Raw genomic sequence first — 22,129 nt, forward strand, 5'->3', positions numbered from 1 at the left:
TGGGTCAAGCGAGCATAGCTATCGTCCGACCTACACCCACTTCGTCACTCCGGATCCGGGGTGACGAAGGAGTAGCTCTTCCTTCGCGCGACAAAGCTGGTTAGAGCCGACTCGATGTCTGCTTCCTCTCCCCTCGACGATCTGAAGGCCGCGCTGTCGAGCGTCGCGCGCGCGGTCACCCGCGATGCCGAGGTCGAGGTCGGGTTTACCGCCGACGCGCCCGCACAGATCGGCAAGGCGATCAAGGTGCCGACTCCCTCGCGCACCCTACCCGCCGAACAGGTCGCCGAAGCGCGCGGCTTTGCCGATTCCTATGCCTTGCGGATGAAGCATCACAGCGAGAAACTGCACGCCGCCGCGCGGCCGTCCGAACCGCTCGCCGCCGCCGCGTTCGACGCGATGGAACGCGCGCGGATCGAGGCTCTGGGTGCGCGCCACATGGACGGGATGCGCGGCAACCTGTCGGCCGCACTGACGATGCGGATGCGGTCGGACCCGATCAGCCGCGCGCAGAACCGCGACGAAGTGCCGGTGTCGAGCGCACTCGAACTGATGCTGCGCGAAGCACTGACCGGCGAACAGGCACCGCAAGGCACCGAGACCGGCCTGTCGCTGGTCCGCGAATGGATCGCCAAGGACGCCGGCGCCGACATCACCGCGCTGTCGATGCTGCTCGACGATCAGGCGGCGTTCGCCGAAACCGCGAAGCTCGCGCTGCGTCACCTCGACCTCATCTATGGCGACGAGCCGATGGAGGAAGGCGCCGAGGACGGCGGTGACGAGGACCAGTCCGAAGCCGAAGAATCGCCCGAGGAACAGGAAAGCGAAGAAGGCGGCGCGGGGGAAAGCCAGGTCGATGCACGCGCCGAAATGGCGGGCGACCAAGCCGACGACGGCGACACCGACCCCGACGCGCAGGAAATGGAGGCCGACGGCGAGCCCGAAATGGGCGGCGAAGGCGACGAGGGCATGCTCCCCGTGCGCCCCAACCGCCTGCCGACCGACGTTCCCGATTTCAACTATGTCCGCTTCACCGAAAAGCATGACGAGATCATCCTCGCCACCGAACTGTGCGACGCCGAGGAACTGACGCGGCTCCGCGCCTATCTCGACCAGCAGATGGCGCATTTGCAGGGCGCGGTGACCAAGCTCGCCAACCGCCTCCAGCGCCGCCTGATGGCCCAGCAGAACCGCGCGTGGGATTTCGATCAGGAGGAAGGCCAGCTCGACGCGGCGCGGCTGGCGCGCGTCATCGTCTCGCCCGGCCATTCGCTCAGCTACAAGATCGAGCGCGATACCGATTTCCGCGACACCGTCGTCACGCTGCTGATCGACAATTCGGGCTCGATGCGCGGACGGCCGATCAGCATCGCCGCGATCAGCGCCGACATCCTCGCGCGCACCCTCGAACGCTGCGGCGTGAAGACCGAGATATTGGGCTTCACCACCCGCACGTGGAAGGGCGGACAGAGCCGCGAAGACTGGCTCGCCGCGGGCCGCCCCGCGCATCCCGGCCGCCTCAACGACCTTCGTCACATCATCTACAAGCCCGCCGACGAACCCTATCGCCGCGCCCGCAAGTCGCTCGGCCTGATGATGCGCGAAGGGCTGCTGAAAGAGAATATCGACGGCGAGGCGCTGATGTGGGCGCACCACCGGATCGTCAATCGTCCCGAGGAACGCCGCATCCTGATGGTGATTTCGGACGGCGCGCCGGTCGACGATTCGACGCTGTCGGTCAACCATGGCGCCTATCTCGACCAGCATCTGCGCCAGGTGATCGAATGGATCGAAAACCGCTCCCCGGTCGAACTATGCGCGATCGGTATCGGGCACGATGTGACCCGCTATTACAGCCGCGCGGTGACGATCATGGACGCCGAACAGCTCGGCGGCACGATGGTCGAGCAGCTGGCGGGATTGTTCGATATCGATTGAGTGCTATTGAACGTTGAAGTTTGAAATCACTTCATATGTGATAGATTGATTATTTGCCTCAATGATACGAATTTTTGCGCCGCGATAAGCAACTTCCTTTGAAACCGATAGGTCATATTCGGCCTCGTTTGAAAAAGCCGGCCTAGCCATATCGCCAGCTGATTCTCGATATCCGATCTTTACCCTATCGCCGACGCGACCACTGTAGATTAAAGTCTGCTGAAAGTTGCTCTCAGAGACTACCGGGCGCGTAACACGAGTAAATCCATGCTCCGTGTCACAGCGGTTCTGACCCAGCATCGAGTCCTTCGCGCATATCTTCTGCTCGGTTTTCGAAGCTAGAATCGACTGCGGGTAGACGACCTGCCCAAAAAAACCGCCCGTAAGTGTTATTCCACCGAGACCATTGAGCCCAGTTCCCACTTGAAATGAGTGATAAGTCCATTTCTTATCCTCGCCAATCTGAGGATAGAATCCCTTACTCAGGAGATAATTATTTATATTATTCTCTCCGGAAAGCTGAGGTCGCGTCCGTCAAGGTGGTGTAATTTCGGCTGTGGCCGTGGGCCATCGTCAGGCGGCTTTGGCGGTGATGTGTAGGGGCTGATTTTCCTCCTCGATCATGGGTTGGTTGAGTTCGGCCATGCCTTCGATCTGCATGTATCGGTGCTGGAGCTGCCACTCGTCGTTCTGCTCCATCAGCACAGCCCCGACGAGGCGGATGATGCTGTCTTCGTTCGGGAAGATTCCGACGACGTCGGCGCGGCGCTTGACCTCCTTGTTGAGCCGCTCGAGCGGATTGGTTGAGTGTAACTTCGTGCGGTGCTGGGTGGGGAAGCCGGTGTAGGCGAGCACGTCGGTTTCGGCCTCGTCCATGCAGGCGCCGAGCTTGGGCCAACGGGTGCGCAACTGGTCGGCGACCTGTCGCCAGACCTGCGTTGCGCTTTTCTGATCGGGCTGCAGGAAGACCTGGCGGATCGCGGCGGCGACGACAGTGTTCTGGCCCTTGGGCACATAGGACAGGGCATTGCGCATGAAGTGCACCCGGCAGCGCTGCCAGGTGGCGCCCATGACGCGGGTGATCGCGCCCTTGAGGCCCTCGTGAGCATCGGAGATGACCAGCTTCACGCCGGTAAGACCGCGCCGAACAAGGTCCTTCAGGAAGTCGGACCAGAAGACCTCCGCTTCCGAGGGGCCGATATGCAGGCCGACGATCTCGCGCCGGCCCTCGGTGTTGACGGCCATGGCGATTATTGCGGCAACGCTGATGATCCGCCCGCCTTCGCGTACCTTGAGATAGGTGGCATCGAGCCAGAGATACGGCCATTCGCCGGTGAGCGGGCGTTTCAGAAAGGCATGGACGCGCTCGTCAATGTCCTTGCAAAGCTTGGAGACGGTGGACTTGGAGATGCCGGTCATGCCCATGGCCTGGACGAGTTCATCGACCCGCCGGGTGCTGACCCCGCCGATCCACGCTTCCTGGATCACCGCAACCAGCGCTTTCTCGACCATCTTGCGGGGCTCAAGGAAGCCCGGAAAATAGGACCCAGCACGCAGCTTGGGGATTTTCAGGTTCAGCGTGCCTACCCGGGTATCCAGCGAACGGTCGCGATAGCCGTTGCGCCAGGTCGCGCGCTCGCTGCTGCGTTCGTGGCGACCCGCGCCGATCAGGCCATCAACGTCGGCCTCCATGATCAGCTGCAGCACGTTCTCGGCGATGGTGCGCAAAAAATCCGGTTGGCCGCCCTTTGCAGCCAGCTCTTCGATCAGTAATCTGTCCTCGGTCATCGGGAACTCCTCTTCGTCACGGTTGAAGTGTGCAAACTCCACCATAACGATGAACCCGGTGGCCACCAGCGACGCCGCATTCCGGGGTGGGGCATGCCCCACCCCGGAATACACCATCGCCTACACCGGAAATTACACCACGAGCGCGGACGCTAACGAAAGCTGAATTCCCTTTGTTTCTGTCGAAGTTCCCTGCCGCAGCATATCGGACCCGATTGAAACCGTAGTTACGGTGTTTAAGTCCGGATAACTAATTTGCGTGGTCGGAGCAGTGTAATTCCGTGGCGTAGACGCGCACCCGCCTAATGCAGCCGCCATAATTGCAGCCATCGCAATCGCATTTTTTGTCATTCCACCCCCATCGTGTAGTTATGCTGGCGCTCTTTCCCCGTCGCGCCACTAGCACCCTGCCTCGGGAAAGATTTCGTTGTCAATCAAGATCGCATCCACTTTATAGTTCGAATTTCGAACCGCCATCGGTACGAGATGCACGTTTCCCACACAGGGTGACAACCCCTTTCCCCCTCGTTACAACCGCTTCCCGGTGCAGCAGGGACTCGCGGCCTATGACGAGAGCCGCTGCAACGACATATGTGCTGAGGGGTCGCCAGCATGACTTAGGGCCGCACCGGGGTGGTGCGTGGCTGAGGGGGCGACTGGCATATGAAAAAAGCATCCGACCTGTTCATCGAGTGCCTGGAAGAAGAAGGCGTCGAGTATATTTTCGGCGTTCCAGGTGAGGAGAATCTCGATTTCCTCGACAGCCTGTCGCGGTCGACGAAGATCAAGCTGATCCTGACCCGCCACGAACAGGGCGCGGGGTTCATGGCCGCGACCTATGGCCGTCATACGGGCAAGACCGGCGTCTGCCTTGCGACGCTCGGCCCCGGCGCGACCAACTTCGTCACCGCGGCGGCTTACGCACAACTCGGCGGCATGCCGATGATGATGATCACCGGGCAAAAGCCGATCAAGAAGTCGAAGCAAGGGCGCTTCCAGATCCTCGACGTCGTCGCGATGATGGGGCCGATCACCAAATATACCCACCAAATGGCCTCGTCGGACAATATCCCGAGCCGGGTGCGCGAGGCCTTTCGCCTTGCCGAGGAGGAAAAGCCGGGCGCGGTGCACATCGAACTGCCCGAAGACATTGCCGACGAACATACCGACAGCCTGCCGCTGAAGCGCAGCCACAGCCGCCGGCCGACCGCCGACGTCAAGTCGATCCGCGAAGCGGTGAAGGCGCTCGAGGAAGCGACCTCGCCCGTCCTCGTCATCGGCGCCGGCGCGAACCGCACGATGACCAGCCGCATGCTCCTCCAGTTCATCGAAAAGACCGGCATCCCCTTCCTCACCACCCAGCTCGGCAAGGGCGTGATCGACGAGCGGCACCCGAAATTTCTCGGCTGCGCCGCGCTCAGCGCCGGCGACTTCGTCCACCGCGCGGTCGAGGCGTCGGACTGTATCGTCAACCTGGGGCATGACGTGATCGAAAAGCCGCCCTTCTTCATGAAGCAGGGCGGGCCGAAGGTCATCCACGTCTCCACCAAGACCGCCGAAGTCGACCCCGTCTATTTCCCCGACATCGAGGTGATCGGCGACATCGCCAATGCCGTCTGGCAGATGAAGGAAGATATCGTCCCCAACGGCGGCTGGAAATTCGACCATCTGCTCGCCTATCGCAAGGCCGAGGTCGAACATACCGCGCCGCTCGCCGAGGATGCGCGCTTCCCCATCTTCCCGCCGCATCTGGTGCAGTCGATCCGCGACGCGATGCCCGACGACGGGATCATCTGCCTCGACAATGGCGTCTACAAGATCTGGTTTGCGCGCGGCTACACCGCCTATCGCCCGAATACGGTGCTGCTCGACAATGCGCTGGCAACGATGGGCGCCGGGCTGCCGAGCGCGATGATGTCGGCGATGGTCTATCCGGGGCGCAAGGTCATGGCGATCTGCGGCGACGGCGGTTTCATGATGAACAGTCAGGAGATGGAGACCGCGGTGCGCCTCGGCCTCAACATCACCGTGCTGATCCTCAACGACAACAGCTATGGCATGATCCGCTGGAAACAGGCGAATATGGGGTTCAAGGATTGGGGCCTGACCTATGGCAACCCCGATTTCGTCAAATATGCCGAAAGCTATGGCGCCAAGGGCCACCGCGTCGAAAGCGCTGCGCATTTGAAGGAACTGCTCGCGCACACCCGCGACACGCCGGGCGTGCATCTGATCGACTGCCCGGTCGATTATTCGGAGAACGACCAGATTTTGAACATCGACATCAAGAAGCTGTCGAAGGAATTGTAAGCCTTCGCCACCGCCTGTTTTCTTGTCATCCCCGCGAAAGCGGGGACCCAGGAGCGAGATGGATCAAACCTATCACGTTTATATCCTTGCCAGCAGACGCAACGGTACGCTCTACACGGGCGTGACGGGAGATCTCGCAGCGCGTTGCAGCCAGCATCGTAATGGGCAAGGGTCGCAATTTACCGAACGTTACGGCGTTCACCGCTTGGTGCATGCGGAAACCTTCGCTGACGTCAGCGAAGCTATTGCGCGTGAAAAGGCGATCAAGAAATGGCACCGGGCGTGGAAGCTGGAACTGATCGAAAGAGACAATCCGCAATGGCTCGACCTGTACGACCGGCTCAACGTTTGATTGTACCGCCCCTGGGTCCCCGCTTTCGCGGGGATGACAGCGTTGGAGAATGATTGTGAAGTTGAAATCCGTCTATCCGCTCTACCTCAACAACAAGGCTGCACAGCCGAACACCGATCTCGTCGTCACCGACAAATATACCGGCAAGCCGGCCTTTCGCACCGCGCTCGCTACGCCGGATGTGATCGACGAGGCGATCGCGGGCGCCGTGCGCGCCGCCGAGCCGATGGCGCGGCTTGCGAGCTTCGAGAAACAGGCGGTGCTCAACCATTGCGTTACGCGCTTCCGGGAACGGTTCGACGAACTCGCCTATGCGCTGTGCGTCGAGGCCGGCAAGCCGATCAACGATGCCGAAGGCGAAGTCACCCGACTGATCGACACGTTCCGCATCGCGGCCGAGGAAGCGGTGCGCAATTATGGCGAGGTCCAGCCGCTCGACATCAGCGCGCGCGCCAAGGGCTATATGGGAATGTGGAAGCGGGTGCCGATCGGCCCGTGCAGCTTCATCTCGCCGTTCAACTTCCCGCTCAACCTCGCCGCGCACAAGATCGCGCCGGCGATCGCGATGGGCTGCCCCTTCGTGATGAAGCCCGCGTCGATGACGCCTTTGGGCGCGATCATCATGGGCGAGGTGCTGGCCGAGTGCGATATCCTGCCCGAAGGTGCGTTCAGCATCCTGCCCGCGAGCCGCGACGGCGCCGACCTGTTCACCACCGACGAGCGGCTGAAACTCCTCTCCTTCACCGGCTCGCCCGGGGTCGGCTGGGACCTCAAGTCAAAGGCGGGGAAGAAAAAGATCGTTCTCGAACTCGGCGGCAACGCGGCGGTGATTGTCGACAAGGACGCCGACCTCAAGCACGCGCTCGAACGCATCATCTTCGGTGCCTTCTACCAGTCGGGCCAGTCGTGCATCGGCGTGCAGCGGATCATCATCCACGAGGATATCTACGACAAGTTCCGCGCCATGCTGGTCAAACGGACGAAGACGCTGATCGCCGGCGATCCCAAGAAGCGCGACACCTTCATCGGCCCGATGATTTCCGAAAAGGAAGCCGCGCGGCTCGACGGCTGGATCCAGGAAGCGGTCGCGGGCGGCGCCAAGCTGCTCACCGGCGGCAAGCGCGACGGCGCGATGCTCGAAGCGACGCTGCTCGAAAATGTCGACCGCAAGTCGAAAGCCTATCGCGAGGAAGCCTTCGGGCCGCTCGCCATCCTGTCGAAGTTCAAGAAGTTCGACAAGGCGATGGCAGAGGTCAACGACAGCAAGTTCGGGCTGCAGGCGGGCATCTTCACGCGCGACATCCATCAAGTGCTCGAGGCGTGGGACACGCTCGATGTCGGCGGGGTCGTCGTCAACGACGTGTCGAGCTATCGCGTCGACAACATGCCCTATGGCGGCGTCAAGGACAGCGGGCTCGGCCGCGAGGGCGTGCGCTTTGCGATGGAGGATATGAGCGAAATCCGCAATCTGGTGATCCGGCGGGTCTGATCCTCCCTGTGCCGCAGGCATGGGGAGGTGGCAGCGCGAAGCGCTGACGGAGGGGCCGCCGCCGTCAGCGTCGTGCCAAGCCGCCGCCCCTCCACCATCCTTCGGATGGTCCCCCTCCCCACGGCTTCGCCGTAGGGAGGATCACCCACAATTTCACAAATCCGCCCTCAAACTTTCTTCAAACTGTCGCGGCTTTGAATCGCACCATGTAACAAATCTCCTGTCTAGGCCGGGGGCAGCAAAACCTGCTTCCGGAGTGCGACATGGCCACGATTTCGACCCTGCCGATCCCCGCCCGCTTTCCCGACCCGTTCACGACCGATCCGCATATTCCCGAACGCGTTATCGGCAAGCGGCGAAGCTATCGCACCGTGTGGGTCAGCGACATCCACCTCGGCACGCGCGGCTGCAACGCCGCGATGCTGATCGACTTTTTCGACCATGTCGACTGCGAGACGCTCTACCTCGTCGGCGATATCATCGACGGCTGGCGGCTCAAGAAGCGGCACTTCTGGCCGCCCGAGCACAACGACGTCGTCTGGCGGGTGCTCAAACGCGCCAAGCGCGGCACGCGCGTCGTCTATGTTCCCGGCAACCATGACGAGATGGTCAAGCCGTTCGACGGCTTCGATTTCGGCGGCGTCGAAATCCGCCGCGAGGCGGTCCACGAAACCGCCGACGGCAGAAAGCTGCTCGTCGTCCACGGCGACGAATTCGACGCGGTGATGCTGGCGCACCGCTGGCTCGCCTTCGTCGGCGATGCCGCCTACACCGCGCTGATGAAGTGCAACGTGATCGTGAACGCGGTGCGCAGCAAGCTTGGCCTTCCCTATTGGTCGCTGTCGATGGTCGCCAAGCACAAGGTCAAGAACGCGGTGCAGTTCATCGGCCGCTACGAAGAAGTGGTGGCGCACGCCGCACGCTCGCGCGGGGTCGACGGTGTCGTCTGCGGCCACATCCACAGCGCCGAGATGCGCGAGATCGAAGGCACCGAATATTATAACGACGGTGACTGGGTCGAAGGCTGCACCGCGCTGGTCGAACATCACGACGGCACGATGGAGATTTTGCACTGGGCCGAAGAGGTTGCGGCGCGGTCGGTACCCGCAACGCTCGAACTGCCCGCACCGGCGCGCGCAGCTTGAGGAATCGGGCATGAAGATCCTGATTGTCACCGACGCGTGGGATCCGCAAGTCAATGGTGTCGTCCGCACGCTGCAAGCGACCATCGGCGAATTGCGCACGGACGGCCATGAGGTCGAGGTCGTCTCGCCCGACCTGTTCCGGTCGATCCCCTGCCCCAGCTATGGCGAAATCCGTCTCGCCTTCGCGGGTGCGCGCAAGGTCGGGCGGCTGATCGAACGGTTCGGCCCGCAGGCGATCCATATTTCGACCGAAGGGCCGCTCGGCCTCGCGGCGCGGCGCTGGTGCCTGACCAACGGCTTTCCCTTCACCACCGCCTATCACACGCGCTTTCCCGAATATGTCGCGGCGCGCCTGCCCGTTTCGCCCGCCTTCGTCTGGCGCTTCATCCGCTGGTTCCACCGTCCCGCCCGCCACATCATGGTCGCGACCCGCAGCCTCGCGCGCGAACTCGCCGAGCAGGGACTTGGGCAGACGATGATGTGGGAACGGGGTGTCGATCATGCACTGTTCCGCTCCGATCGCGCTCCATGTCCGGCCTATCAAGGGCTGACGCGGCCGATCCAGCTCTATGTCGGACGCGTCGCGGTCGAAAAAAATATCGAAGCCTTCCTCGATACCACGCAGCCCGGCACCAAGGTGATCGTCGGCGACGGTCCCGCGCTCGCCGAGCTCAAGGTGCTGCATCCGGACGCGCTCTTCCTCGGCAAGCTGGGCGGCGAAGCCCTGGCCAGCGCTTATGCCGGCGCCGATGTCTTTGTCTTTCCCAGCCGCACCGACACTTTCGGTCTGGTGGTCATCGAGGCGCTGTCGTGCGGGACGCCGGTCGCGGCCTATCCGGTCCCGGGGCCCGGCGATATCGTCCGCGATGGCGCGGGCGCGCTCGACGATAATCTCGATATCGCAATCGCCGCCGCGCTGGCGTGCGACCGGGCCGACGCAGCGGCGCTAGGCGCACGCTACAACTGGCCGAACTGCACCCAGCAGTTCCTGAAGGCGCTCACGTTCATCCCCGTCGAACCGATGCCCCGCCACGCCGCCGCAGCGCCGGCCACCGCCTAGGGCCTAAAAGGCCTTGCGCCACTCCAGCTCGACATAGCGGCCAAGCGGATCGGTGTAGCCGGGCTGATAATTCAGCGGCACGACGCCGCTGCCGTCGGTTACCTTGCGCTGCGCGTCGAATAGATTGTCGATCGACAGACGCAGGCGCGAACCCTTGAGGAAGGGCAGATCGTCGGTCAGCTTCGGCATCTGGTTGAAATCCGCGAAGAAGCGCAGGTTGAAGGTCGCGAGGTCGTGGAACTTCAGGTCGCCGTTGGCCCCGCCGACGATGGTGCTGCCGCTGTCGTATTTCGCGCTGACGCGCGAGCCGAAGCCCTTGTAGAACAGCCCGCCGTCGAGTTCGACGAGGTGACGGCTGCTGCCACCACCACTCCCGGTCGCCGAGCCGCCCAGCAGGTCGAGTTCGGGCACCCCGGGTCCGATCAGCACTTTGTCGGTCAGCTTTATGGTGTGGTAGAGCGACATCTGCCAACGCCCGCCCTGCTGTTGCTGTCCGCCGAACATGCCGCGCGGGCCACCCATGCCGCGGAAGCCACCGCCACCCCCGCCGCGCCTGCGCTCGCCATCTGCCCGCGGCCGGCCTTCGCCAGTGGGCGCGGCCTGCCCGTCGCCGGCTCCGGGCGGCGGGCCGCCTGCTCCGCGTCCTTCGCCCGCACCGCCGCGCCCACGGCCGCCCGCTTCATCCTTCTGTCCGAAGCTCTTGCCGAAGTTGAAGCCCCAGCGGATCTGCGAATTGCTCGCGCGGTCGAAATTGACCGGGCGCTGGTCGATCGAGAGCAGGTTGCCGTCGTCATCGCGGACGACGCGGCCGGGGAAAGCTGCTTCGATCTCGGGGGTGAGCACCGGCAGGCTGTTCGCCGTGTCATAGCTTTTGTTGCTGTTGTAGTTGATCGAGAACTTGAGCCCCTCGACCATCGGCAGCGACCAGTTAAGCCCCAGCTTGAAATCGCGGCGACGCTCGGCGAGCAGGTCGGGATTGCCGCCGCTGATCGTCGAGATCAGCACCGTCTGCCCGGTACGGAAATCATAATAGGTGACGCCGTCGGTCACCTGCGGCGCAGCGCCGAGCTGGGTCACCGTCGGCGCTTCCTCGTCGCTGTTGAAGCTCGCGACGAGCGACAGATTGTCGGTGAAGTTGAAATTGAGGTTGGCGCCCCAATTTTTGAGCGTCTGAAAATCACTCGGCTTCTGGATCTGCCCGCTCAGCGTCGCCGACACGCGGAACGGCCCGGCATTATAGTCGGGATCGAGCAGCGGGATGTTGAGCGAACCGAAGGCGCTCGGCACGTCGCGCGCAAGGTCGGTGGTGGTGATCGTCGTCCCGCGCTGCGACCGGCTGTCGAAGCGTAGCCCCGAATAACCCGCCGTCGCCGACACGCGGATCGGTCCCGCCCAGCCGTCGCCAAGGCTGCCCGAGAAATTGGTATTGGCGCCGAAGCTCTGCTGACTGCTGTCGAAGCGGTCGCGCGTGCCGCTGTCGCGGTCGGTGAAGGTGCGCGTGTCGGCGTCGGCATAATTGCCTGTGACCGACCAGCGCCAGTCGCCGAGCATGCCGTTGACGCTGGCCGAGCTGGTCCAGTTCTGGCTGCGGCTGTCGCGGCGCAGCGGGTCGGTCGCGCCGCCCGGACCGGGGCCGAGCAGGCTGAGGCTGTCGGTCTGGTCAAAGCGCAGGCTGACCGATGCCTCGGTCACCTTGCCGATGTTGCGGACCAGCGTCCCGTCGATGACATAGGCGTCGCTCGCGGGTGACAGGCTGCGCGCCGGGGCGCCGGCCGCGAGGACCGGATCGTCATAGACGAGGTTCCGCTCGTCCTCGCGCAGCATCGTCTGATGCTCCCAGCTCCCGTTGAGATTGAGCCGGCCGTTCTGACCGATGGCGATGAAGGCCGGTTCGAACTCGCTCTTGAACTGTCCGCCCTGTGTCGGGATGCCCGCCTCGGCCTCCGCCGACACCTGCCGGAAATTGGGCTTGAGCACGAAATTGACGACGCGTTCGGTCGCCGCATAGCCATATTGCAGCGCGACCTCTTCGGGAAAGATTTCGACCTTGGCGATCGCCTCGGGCGGGATATTGCGCACCGCGCCGAACCCCGAGGTCCGGCGGCCGTTGACGAGGATCACCGGGCGCCCGCCGCCGCGGCCGCGGCCCGACCGCGTCTGCGGTTCGAGGGCGTCGAGCAGTTCCTCGATCGACGATGCACCGTAACTGGCGATTGCCGCTTCGTCGAGTTCGGCCTCCGCCGCGAAGTCGGTGTCGAGCTGCCCGGCAAGGCGGGGGGCGGTCACGACGATTTCCTCGCCGTCGATATCCTCTTCGCCATCGTCGATATTGGCGGTCGAGAGGGCCGGGTCGGCGATTTGCTCGTCGGCCGCCAATACAGGCGTCGATGCGATCGCGGTCGCTGCCAGCAACGCGGCGCGGATCGAAAGCGAGAGGCGATTATTATTCATCGGGAGAGATGCCTTCTGTCTTTTTGTCTTTGTTATTTCTTATCGTCGGCGGCTGAACCGGTCATGACACCGGTTTGTTCCTGCGGTTCAGCTATGTCGCATTTGTCGCAACAGTGTGGCAGTGCGGCAAAAGGTCGACCGATGCATCGCCTTGGCGGCTGGACAGCGACGCCGCGCCTCTTTATCGGCCAGCCATGCCGACTCCCGACTCTCCCGCCGCCCCTGAATCGATCCTGATTATCGATTTCGGTAGCCAGGTCACCCAGCTCATCGCCCGCCGCGTCCGCGAAGCCGGCGTCTACAGCGAAATCGTGCCATTCAGTGCTGCCGAAGCCGCGCTCGAACGCATGCAACCGAAGGGCGTGATCCTCTCGGGCTCACCCGCCTCGGTCCCCGCATCCGGCAGCCCCCGCGCCCCGCAATCCGTCTTCGACAGCGGCCTGCCGATCCTCGGTATCTGCTACGGCCAGCAGGTGATGAGCCAGCAGCTCGGCGGACAGGTCGAGCCCGGCGGCTCCGATGGCGAACGCGACGGCGAATTCGGCCGCGCCTTCCTGACCGTCACCGAGCCTTGCGTCCTGTTCGACGGCCTGTGGGAGGTCGGCGAGCGCCATCAGGTGTGGATGAGCCATGGCGACCGCGTCACGCAATTCGCGCCCGGCTTCCGCATCGTCGCGATCAGCGACGGCGCCCCCTTCGCGCTGATCGCCGATGACGAGCGTCGCTATTACGGCACGCAATTCCACCCCGAGGTCGTCCATACGCCCGACGGCGCAAAGCTGATCGCCAATTTCGTCCGCCACGTCTGCGGCTGTTCGGGCGACTGGACGATGGCCGAGTTCCGCGCCACCAAGATCGCCGAGATCCGCGAGCAGGTCGGCGACCAGCGCGTGCTCTGCGGCCTGTCGGGCGGCGTCGACAGCGCCGTCGCTGCGGTGCTGATCCACGAGGCGATCGGCGAGCAGCTCACCTGCGTCTTCGTCGACCACGGCCTCCTCCGTATGAACGAGCGCGAACAGGTCGAGCGCCTGTTCCGCGACCATTACAATATCCCGCTCGTCGTGGTGGACGCCGAAGAGCGCTTCATGAGCGGCCTCGCGGGCGTCACCGACCCCGAAAAGAAGCGCAAGTTCATCGGCGCCGAGTTCATCAACGTGTTCGAGGAAGAAGCGAAGAAGATCGGCGGCGCCGATTTCCTCGCGCAGGGCACGCTCTATCCCGACGTGATCGAGAGCGTTTCGTTTACCGGCGGACCGAGCGTCACGATCAAGAGCCACCACAATGTCGGCGGCCTGCCCGAACGCATGAACATGAAGCTCGTCGAGCCGCTGCGCGAACTGTTCAAGGACGAGGTTCGCCTGCTCGGCAAGGAGCTGGGTCTTCCCGACATCTTCGTTGGCCGTCACCCCTTCCCCGGCCCCGGCCTCGCGATCCGCATTCCCGGCGAAGTCTCGAAGGAACGCTGCGACATCCTGCGCAAAGCCGACGCGGTGTATCTGGAGGAAATCCGCAATGCCGGCCTCTACGATGCGATCTGGCAGGCCTTCGCGGTACTGCTGCCCGTGAAAACGGTCGGCGTGATGGGCGACGGGCGCACCTATGACCATGTCTGCGCCCTGCGCGCCGTTACCTCGACCGACGGCATGACAGCCGACATCTACCCCTTTGACGCCAGCTTCCTCAGCCGCTGCGCAACGCGCATCATCAACGAAGTGCAGGGCATCAACCGCGTCGTCTACGACTATACCTCGAAGCCGCCCGGCACCATCGAGTGGGAGTGACGGGCCGCGAGAGGACGGTGATCATGACCAAGTCGCAGATTTATCCGATCGGCACCCCCGGCGAGCCTTGGGGCGCCGCCGAAATCGAGACGTGGCGCAGCCGGCAATCGCGCCAGCGCCATTACGATGTCGATATCATACCCCGTATCGACGCATTGGCCGGACGCTATGATCGGGTCGTTTACGGCGAAGTCGACTATGCTGGGGAAACATACCCGCTGCTCGCGCTTCGCGACCGCTCGTTCGCGCCCCATCTTCCGACCGTCCTCGTGACGGGAGGCGTGCATGGTTACGAGACAAGCGGCGTCCTCGGCGCGCTGACCTTTATGGAAACCGCCGCTTCGGATTATGCCGGCAAGGTCAATCTTCTCGCGATCCCCTGCGTCAGCCCGTGGGCCTATGAGCGTATCAACCGATGGAATTACGACGCGGTCGATCCGAACCGCAACTTTCGTCCCGACGGGCCGGCGCGCGAAGCGACGGCGCTCATCGAGTTGATCGCGTCGGTGCCGTCGCCATTTCTGATGCATATCGACCTTCATGAAACGACCGACACCGACGCCAGCGAATTCGGGCCCGCGCGGGCGGCGCGCGACGGCAAGGTCAACGATCTCGAACTGATCCCCGACGGCTTTTATGTTGTCGACGACAGCGCAAATCGGCAGCCGGCGTTCCAGCAGGCGATTATCGCCGCGGTCGAGCGCGTAACCCACATCGCTCCGCCCGACGACAATGGCGAGATCATCGGCTCACCGGTCGTGGCCCATGGCGTGATCGAATATCCCCTGAAGGACCTCGGCCTCTGCGGCGCGATTACGGGGGCGCGGTATACGACAACCACCGAAGTCTATCCGGACAGCCCGCGCACATCGCCGGAGGAGTGCATCGAGGCGCAGGTCGTGGCGGTGCGCGCCGCCATCGACTTTGCGCTCGCCAATCCCTGACAGCCTGTTGCCGGACCTTCGCGGCGGACGACCCATTGCAACCGAGGGAATATATTTATACCCTATAGATAATAGGCTCGGATGGCCAATGAGGGCTGCGGTGCCGCAGATCTTGGGGAGAAGATTCGATGGAAGGCCGGTTGTCGGGGAAAATCATTCTTCTGTCGGGCGGGACCCGGGGGATGGGCGAAGCGCAGGTTCGCGGAATGGTACGCGAAGGCGCGCAGGTCGTTTTCGGCGGGCGGGACCGGGACGCGGGAACGGCGGTCGCGGCATCGCTCGACGGCAAGGCCCATTTTGTGCCGCTCGACGTCACCAAGCCCGAGGAATGGAAGACTGTAGTCGACTTCGCGGTGGAGCGGTTCGGCCGGATCGACGGGCTTGTGAACAATGCAGGGGTGGGCGCCACGCGCCCGCTGATCGACATCGGCGATGAGGAGTGGGCCGGCATCATCGCGGTCAACCAGAATGGCGTATTCTGGGGCATGCGCGAGGGCGCGCGCGCGATGCTGCAATCGGGCGGCGGCTCGATCGTCAACGTCGCATCGCCTGCGGGCACGAAGGCCCATGCGAATCTTGTCGCCTATTCGGCCGCCAAAGCGGCAGTGATCGGGATGTCGCGGGCGGCGGCCAAGGAACTCGCGCCCCGCGGCATTCGCGTCAATGTCCTGATCCCCGGTTTTTTCGCGACGCGCTTGCTGACCGAGACGACGAACAGCGAGGCCCTCGTCCGCGGGGCGCAATTGACGCCGCTCGGGCGCGTCGCGCAACCGGAAGAGAGCGTTGGTGCGGTGCTGTTCCTGCTTTCGGACGAAAGCAGCTTCGTGACGGGTACACAGGTCGTCGTCGACGGCGGCTACACCGCCTGAGCCGTCAGAAAGAGGCAACGCGCGTCAGGCGTTCTTTTCGAACGCATATTGCCCTTCGGGTAACACGACCCAAGGCAGCGCGGTCGACGTCCAGACGCTGACCGTCGGAACGAAGGAGGCCGGATCGTCGAGCGTTCCCGCCTTGACGATCAACAGCCCCTTTCCATCGGTGGGCTCCGAAAAGACCGGCGACCCGCAGCGACCGCAGAATTTCCGCAGCACCGCGTTGCCGGAGAAGGTGTCCCTGTCTTCATAGACCGACAGTTCACCGTCTTGGCTGACGGCCGCCCCCTTGAAGAGCAGGTTGACCGAGAAGGCACTGCCCGACTGCCGGCGGCAGTTGGTGCAATGGCATTGCGCCACCACGATGGGGTTGCCTTCGGCGCGGTAACGCACCGCGCCGCAATTGCATCCGCCCTCGATCATATCGTTTCACCTCTCTGTCCGTATCGAAATCTGAAACCGTCGAGCAGCACCTGCAATGTTTCGACGAACAGTGCCTCGTCCGACACCGGCGATTTGGCAATCGCCGCGGCCAGCAGCGGGTAGCGCGTCGCATCCACCGGCGGCATCGCGGCATGGTCGTGCGCCTTGGCCGCCGCGTCGAAAAGCGACTTGCCATAGGTCAGCTTTTCGAGCGCCTCGAGAACCGCGAGGTGATGCTCGGGCGGATAAGGGCAGTCCGACAGTCCGCGCTCATAGGCACCGAGCATCAACTCGCGCGGGAAGAAGCGTAGCATCAACGGCCCGGCATGCGCATGATTCAACATCACGCGCCGCGTCGCAACCGCGAGATCGATCACCCGCTCCTCCCACGACGAGCCCGGCTTCTCGCCCTGCCCCACCTCGACCAGCAAGGTCCTCGCGATCATGTGGAGAAGCTCGTCGCGATTCTTGAAATGATAATAGAGCGACGGCGCCTGGACGTTCAGTTCGCGCGCCACCGCCTGCACGGTCAAGGCGTCGAGCCCCTTGCGATCGAGCAGGTCGATCGACACGGCGATTGCCGTATCGCGCGTGATCAGGGGCGTCAGCGGGCGTCCCGGCCCCTTTTTCTTCCTGGCTTGGCTGGCGGGCAAACCCATTCCTTTCCCTATCGGCATTAGGCCGACAGATGCCACCATTGCCCGGCTTTGAACAGTCAGGAGGCTGCGATGCGTCGCTTCCCCTTCAATCCTGCCGCTCGCGATCACGCAAAGCGCCATTCGCGAAGCGCCGCGCCCTCCACGATCCAGCCGGTGGCGCCGACAGGATCCGCCTCCGCATCGGCCAGCCGGCGCAGCACGGCTTCATCGCCCGGTGGGACATGGGCGAGCGTCCGCTCGCCCGCCGGGGTCCTCGCGACGACCACGCCCGCCTTCGGCAATCCGTCGCGCCGATAGAGGATTGTGTAGCTTTCGATCGTCGCGTCGCCCAGATAGTCGCGCGCCAGCGCCGGAATTGCATCGCGCATCGCGTCAGCCTCCTCCTGATAGTCGTAACTGCGGGGAAAAGAGGCAGCGGCGATCGGCTCGCTGCTGATCACGATGCTGTGATTGTGCGTCGCGTAACCGCCATTTGCGAAGAGCAGCCCCGTGCCGCAATCCGCCCGCAACCGATCGGTCATGCTCGCAATGGCGTGGCCCATATAGTTGCCGATCGGCCCGCCCCCGAAGGTGAGACCGCCAAAGACCGTGGCTGGCCGTTCGGCGGGCCAATCGATGATCCGGCGGGCGAGCTTCGGGATGCAGGGAAAGCAGCTGTACAGTTCGACCATATCCAGCCTCGACGGGTCGACATCATTCAGCGCCAGGGTCCGGCGGATCGAAACCTCCATGCTCGCGCTATGGTCGTAACGATCGCGCTGCAGGGGGCTGTTCGGTTCGTGAGCGGCCGCCCCATTGCCGACATAGATCCAGCGATCCTCCGCGATACCGCGCCGGCGCGCCTCCGCGACGCTCGTCACGATGAAGGCGGCGCCCTGGTTGACCGAGGCGTTGGCGACCATCAGCTTGTTATAGGGGAAGGCGATCGGCCGGTTGCGTTCGGACGGTGCGATAACCTCGTCGGCACTGACCGGCTTGCGAAGCCACGCGTTCGGATTGGCGGCCGCGACCTCCGAAAAAAGCGACCAGATCAGCCCGCTCTCGGCCTGCGCCTCGGCGAAACTTTGCCCGAGCGATGCGCGAAGCGCATTTTCGTAAAGCGGATACACGTCGACCGGCGCGACCAGCCCATATTGCTGGGCATAGCTCGGCTCGCGCCGCTGCGCTGCTTCGCGCGTCGCGTCGACGCGCCGACCGGATTCCTGCGCCGCCGCTCTCGCCGCCGCGGTTCGCAGCGCCTCGGCACCGCAGACCAGCGCGATCCGGGACTCGCCGGCCCCGATCCGGTTCGCAGCCTCGTTGAGCAGCATGACCGGACTGTCGCCGTTCGGCCCCTCGCTTTGCACCATCGTCGCGGGCGCGATGCCGAGTTCCTGGGCCAGCGGGCCGCGTGCGTCGCGGATGTCGCGGAACGATATCTGCTGGACGATGCCGAGATAATCGGCGTCGGCAAGCAATGCGCCTCCGGCGTCCTTTTCGGCGATCCTGAGGGCCTCGGCCATCAAGCCGACCGGGCTGTGTCCGTCGACAGGATTTTCCGGTCGATCGTTGATCTGGCCGACGCCGACGATGATGGGGATATTCTCTTCCGACATATCCTGCTTCCTCAGCGAGCCTGCCAGACGGGCTGACGCTTTTCGGCAAAGGCGCGCGGGCCTTCGCGCGAATCCTCGGACGTGAAGACAAGGCGTGTTTCGCGCTTGTTCGCTTCCCAGAAATCCTCGTCGCTGGCGATCCGTCCCTCGGCGATGCCCATCGCGATCCGCTTGCTCGCCTGCACCGCGAGCGGGGCGTTGACCGCAATGCGATCGGCGAAATCGAGTGCAGTCTCCATCAGCCGGTCGAGCGGCACGACCTCGTTGGCGAGACCGAGGTCGAGCGCACGCTGCGCCGAAATCGGCTCGCCGGTCAGCAATATCTGCATCGCGACCTTTTGGGGGAGCTGCTGGACGATGCGGAAAGCACCGCCCGCCGCGGCAATGATGCCGCGCTTGACCTCGGGCAGGCCGAATTGCGCATGGTCGGCGGCGATGACGATGTCGGACGCCAGCGCGAGTTCGGTACCGCCCCCGAGCGCGAAACCGTTGACCGCGGCGATGATCGGCTTGCCGATCGGGTGCCGCACGAAGCCCGCAAAACCCCACGCGCGCTGCGCCTTGTCCTCTGGCTCCAGCCGTTCGCCGCGCGAGAGCGCCTTGAGGTCAGCGCCGGCACAAAAGGCCTGATCGCCGGCACCGGTGACGATCACCGCGCGAATTTCGGGGTCGGCCTCGGCCAGCTCAAGGCCTTCGCCAAGGCCCACATGGACGGCGGCGTTCACTGCGTTGCGGGCCTCGGGCCGGTTGATCGTCAGGATCAGGACATGGCCGCGACGTTCGGCGAGCACTTCGGTCATCTTGTTTCTCCGAAAGGGGTTAGAGGCCCATGATCTTGGCGATGATGTTGCGCTGGATCTCGTTGGTCCCGGCATAGATCGACGCGGCGCGTTCGCTGACGTAGCGCATCGGCGCGATCGCCGCCTCGCGCGGCCCGGCAAAGCCGCCCTCCGCATGGGGAAAGTGGACGGGGCCGGCCGACACGCCGGCCTGCGGCTGATAAGCCATGCCATAACGTCCCGCGGCGAGCAGGCGCAGTTCGGTGATCCGCTGCTGCAATTCGGTACCGCGGATTTTCATCAGCGAGGGGATCGCATGCGGATAACGGCCCGCCCCGGCATCGCTCATCGCGCGAAATTCGAAGATTTCAAGCGCCAGCACGTCGATCCGCGCCTGCGCCATGGCGTCGGCGAAGGCGGTGTCGTCGATCAGCCGGCCGCCATCGTCGCCGCGCGCCGCGCTGGCGAATTGCTCGATTTCGTCGAGATCGATCTGCAGCCCCGGCGCATAGGCGGCGCCGCCGCGTTCGAACTCGAGCAGATATTTGGCGACGGTCCAGCCGTCACCGATCGCGCCGACGACGTTGGACTTGGGCACGCGCACGTTATCGAGGAAAATCTCGTTCTGGATATTCTCGCCGGCGGGCGAGATCGTCGGCACCACGGTAATCCCGGGGCTGGTCATGTCGATCAACAGAAAGCTGATCCCCTTTTGCGGCCGGTCGAGCGTCGCGGTGCGGACAAGGAAGAAGCCCCAGTTCGCGGCATGGGCGTGCGTGCTCCACAATTTCTGGCCGGTGACGACCAGATGATCGCCAGCCTCTTCGGCACGACATTGCAGGCTGGCAAGGTCGGAGCCCGAGCCGGTTTCCGAATAACCCTGACACCAGAAATGCTCGCCCGACAGCATGCGCGGCAGGAAAAACGCCTTCTGCTCTGCGCTGCCATGGCCGATGATCGCGGGGCCGCACATCTGCACGCCCATCGGCGACACCGGCGGCGCGCCCGCGGCGATGCGTTCGCGCTGCCAGATGTAACGCTGCGCGAGACTCCAGCCCGTGCCGCCATGCTCGACCGGCCAGGACGGCGCGACCCAGCCCTTTTCGTGCAGGATCGCCTGCCACGCCCGCGCGTGATCGGGGTCGGCATAGACGCTCGTCATATGCGCGCCGCTGGCGCGCAGGTCGTCGGTGAGCTTGTCGGCGAGAAAGGCACGCACTTCGTCGCGAAAAGCGATTTCGTCGGCGCTCCAGGCGATATCCATCTATCCCTCCTCAGGCCGCGCGCGACAGGCTGGCGAAGCGGCGGCGGTGCCAGTCGGCCGATCCGAATTCGCTTTCGATGACGGTCGCGCGGCGGAAATAGTGGGTCACCGCGACCTCGTCGGTCATGCCCATCCCGCCGTGGAGCTGGATCGCATTCTGGCCGATGAAGCGGCAGGCGCCCGCGACCGTCACCTTCATCGCCGACACGGCGCGCGCGCGTTCGGCGGGTGCGGCATCGAGACTGAGCACCGCACGATACACAGCCGAAGTGGCGAGTTCGAGCTGCATATACATATCGACCATGCGGTGCTGGAGCACCTGAAAGGTGGCGATCGCCTGCCCGAACTGGCGGCGCTCGCGGGTGAAGGCGATGGTGTCGTCGAGCATCACGCGCATCACCCCCAACGCTTCAGCGCCGAGCATCGCGGTCGCGACATCGCATAACCGCTCGATCGCTTCCGCGCCCCGCGCAACGAGCGCGCGCTCGGGTATTGCCACGGCGTCGAAGCTCATATCGGCCGCGCGGCGCCCGTCGATAGTAGGGAAAGCGGTGAGCGAGATGCCGGCCGTATCGGCTTTGACGAGAAAAAGCGCCGGCCCGTCTTCGGCGCGCGCCGTGACGAGAAAGTGCGTCGCGATCGGTGCCGCGATCACCACCGCCTTGGCGCCGTCGAGGCGCCACCCGGTGGCCGTGCGCGACGCGATGCTATCGTACGGCATGCGGTCGAAGCGCGTTTCGGCCTCGGCCCAGGCAAAGGCAACGCGCATGCTGCCGCTCGCGATCGCTTTCAGCTCGGCTTCGCGCCCTCCGGCGGCACCCAGCGCCGAAGCGCCGATAACTGCGGTCTCGAGATAGGGTTCGACAAGCAGGTTGGCGCCCAGTTCCTCCATCACCACCATCATGTCGACCGCATCGCCACCGGCACCGCCCGCGGCGTCGGCGACGAGCACGCCAAGAATGCCGAGATCGTCGGCGAGCCCGCGCCACAGCGATTCGTTCCAGCCCAACGCACTCCGGGCGCTCGCCGTACGCCCGGAAAATCCATTGTTGCGTGCCAGATAGCCGCGCAACGCGTCGCGCAACTGACGCTGGTCGTCGGTGAAAGTGAAGTCCATCATCAGCTCTCCGTGACAGGGCCGCTAACATAGAAGGTCCGAGCCCGCAAAACGAATTAGTCGATTAATTAACTTTTCTTCGTGGCGCGGATATGGCAAGCGCCCGTGATGCCAGCCGGATGATTTTACGCCTGGCCGAGCGCCGAACAGAAAGGTAAGTCC

At 64.0% G+C, this 22,129-nt stretch carries 18 protein-coding genes; 9 read left to right on the forward strand and 9 right to left on the reverse strand.

Annotation, left to right across the window (positions count from 1 at the left end; all coding sequences use genetic code 11):
• Positions 1-114: 114 nt before the first annotated feature.
• Positions 115-1,938: a cobaltochelatase subunit CobT gene (gene cobT / locus AN936_RS14960; protein WP_054588795.1), complete on the forward strand. Its 1,824-nt coding sequence runs from the start codon at positions 115-117 to the stop codon at positions 1,936-1,938.
• A 3-nt stretch (positions 1,939-1,941) separates the two neighbouring features.
• Here the strand turns inward: cobT and AN936_RS24750 are convergent, their stop codons facing one another.
• Together AN936_RS24750 and AN936_RS14965 are read right to left on the reverse strand one after the other, a co-directional pair.
• Complete coding sequence (locus tag AN936_RS24750) at positions 1,942-2,238, reverse strand: hypothetical protein (RefSeq protein ID WP_234715586.1); 297 nt, start codon at positions 2,236-2,238, stop codon at positions 1,942-1,944.
• Positions 2,239-2,511: 273 nt separating this feature from the next.
• Positions 2,512-3,726: an IS256-like element ISSpma2 family transposase gene (locus tag AN936_RS14965; protein ID WP_006954973.1), complete on the reverse strand. Its 1,215-nt coding sequence runs from the start codon at positions 3,724-3,726 to the stop codon at positions 2,512-2,514.
• 663 nt (positions 3,727-4,389) lie between these two features.
• Here AN936_RS14965 and AN936_RS14970 point away from each other — a divergent pair.
• The 5 genes from AN936_RS14970 to AN936_RS14990 all read left to right on the forward strand — a co-directional run bounded on the left by AN936_RS14970 (position 4,390) and on the right by AN936_RS14990 (position 10,082).
• Positions 4,390-6,036: an acetolactate synthase large subunit gene (locus AN936_RS14970; protein ID WP_054588796.1), complete on the forward strand. Its 1,647-nt coding sequence runs from the start codon at positions 4,390-4,392 to the stop codon at positions 6,034-6,036.
• Between the two features lie 58 nt (positions 6,037-6,094).
• Complete coding sequence (locus tag AN936_RS14975) at positions 6,095-6,388, forward strand: GIY-YIG nuclease family protein (RefSeq protein WP_054588797.1); 294 nt, start codon at positions 6,095-6,097, stop codon at positions 6,386-6,388.
• Positions 6,389-6,437: 49 nt separating this feature from the next.
• Complete coding sequence (locus AN936_RS14980; RefSeq protein WP_054588798.1) at positions 6,438-7,877, forward strand: aldehyde dehydrogenase family protein; 1,440 nt, start codon at positions 6,438-6,440, stop codon at positions 7,875-7,877.
• Positions 7,878-8,140: 263 nt separating this feature from the next.
• Complete coding sequence (locus AN936_RS14985; RefSeq protein ID WP_054588799.1) at positions 8,141-9,022, forward strand: UDP-2,3-diacylglucosamine diphosphatase; 882 nt, start codon at positions 8,141-8,143, stop codon at positions 9,020-9,022.
• A gap of 10 nt (positions 9,023-9,032) precedes the next feature.
• Entirely contained in the window at positions 9,033-10,082 is a 1,050-nt protein-coding gene (locus tag AN936_RS14990; protein ID WP_054588800.1) for a glycosyltransferase family 4 protein, read from the forward strand.
• Between the two features lie 3 nt (positions 10,083-10,085).
• Here AN936_RS14990 and AN936_RS14995 read toward each other — a convergent pair whose 3' ends face one another.
• Positions 10,086-12,533, reverse strand: coding sequence for a TonB-dependent receptor plug domain-containing protein (locus AN936_RS14995; protein WP_054588801.1), 2,448 nt, complete (start codon positions 12,531-12,533; stop codon positions 10,086-10,088).
• Between the two features lie 194 nt (positions 12,534-12,727).
• On the opposite strand from AN936_RS14995, the gene guaA reads away from it, so the two are divergent.
• The 3 genes from guaA to AN936_RS15010 all read left to right on the forward strand — a co-directional run bounded on the left by guaA (position 12,728) and on the right by AN936_RS15010 (position 16,127).
• Positions 12,728-14,314 (forward strand): glutamine-hydrolyzing GMP synthase, encoded by a 1,587-nt coding sequence (gene guaA, locus AN936_RS15000; protein ID WP_054590325.1) that lies wholly within the window; start codon positions 12,728-12,730, stop codon positions 14,312-14,314.
• A gap of 23 nt (positions 14,315-14,337) precedes the next feature.
• On the forward strand, positions 14,338-15,258 hold the full coding sequence (locus tag AN936_RS15005) for a M14 family metallopeptidase (RefSeq protein ID WP_054590326.1): 921 nt from the start codon (positions 14,338-14,340) through the stop codon (positions 15,256-15,258).
• Positions 15,259-15,386: 128 nt separating this feature from the next.
• On the forward strand, positions 15,387-16,127 hold the full coding sequence (locus AN936_RS15010; protein ID WP_054588802.1) for an SDR family NAD(P)-dependent oxidoreductase: 741 nt from the start codon (positions 15,387-15,389) through the stop codon (positions 16,125-16,127).
• Positions 16,128-16,151: 24 nt separating this feature from the next.
• On the opposite strand, the gene AN936_RS15015 is transcribed toward AN936_RS15010, so the two are convergent.
• From AN936_RS15015 to AN936_RS15040, 6 genes are all read right to left on the reverse strand, one after another.
• Positions 16,152-16,553, reverse strand: coding sequence for a GFA family protein (locus AN936_RS15015; protein WP_054588803.1), 402 nt, complete (start codon positions 16,551-16,553; stop codon positions 16,152-16,154).
• A complete protein-coding gene (locus AN936_RS15020; protein WP_234715587.1) occupies positions 16,550-17,206 on the reverse strand; it encodes a TetR/AcrR family transcriptional regulator in 657 nt (218 codons plus the stop codon). Before AN936_RS15020 ends, AN936_RS15015 begins: the two co-directional genes overlap by 4 nt.
• Positions 17,207-17,316: 110 nt before the next feature.
• The gene (locus AN936_RS15025) at positions 17,317-18,807 is read right to left on the reverse strand and encodes an acetyl-CoA acetyltransferase (protein WP_054588805.1); all 1,491 of its coding nucleotides are present in this window, start codon (positions 18,805-18,807) and stop codon (positions 17,317-17,319) included.
• 11 nt (positions 18,808-18,818) lie between these two features.
• Entirely contained in the window at positions 18,819-19,607 is a 789-nt protein-coding gene (locus tag AN936_RS15030) for a crotonase/enoyl-CoA hydratase family protein (RefSeq protein WP_054588806.1), read from the reverse strand.
• A gap of 19 nt (positions 19,608-19,626) precedes the next feature.
• Complete coding sequence (locus AN936_RS15035; protein WP_054588807.1) at positions 19,627-20,850, reverse strand: acyl-CoA dehydrogenase family protein; 1,224 nt, start codon at positions 20,848-20,850, stop codon at positions 19,627-19,629.
• A 10-nt stretch (positions 20,851-20,860) separates the two neighbouring features.
• Positions 20,861-21,970 (reverse strand): acyl-CoA dehydrogenase family protein, encoded by a 1,110-nt coding sequence (locus tag AN936_RS15040; protein ID WP_201782921.1) that lies wholly within the window; start codon positions 21,968-21,970, stop codon positions 20,861-20,863.
• Positions 21,971-22,129 lie beyond the last annotated feature (159 nt).

The organism is Sphingopyxis macrogoltabida (assembly GCF_001307295.1).
Lineage (GTDB): Bacteria > Pseudomonadota > Alphaproteobacteria > Sphingomonadales > Sphingomonadaceae > Sphingopyxis > Sphingopyxis macrogoltabida_B.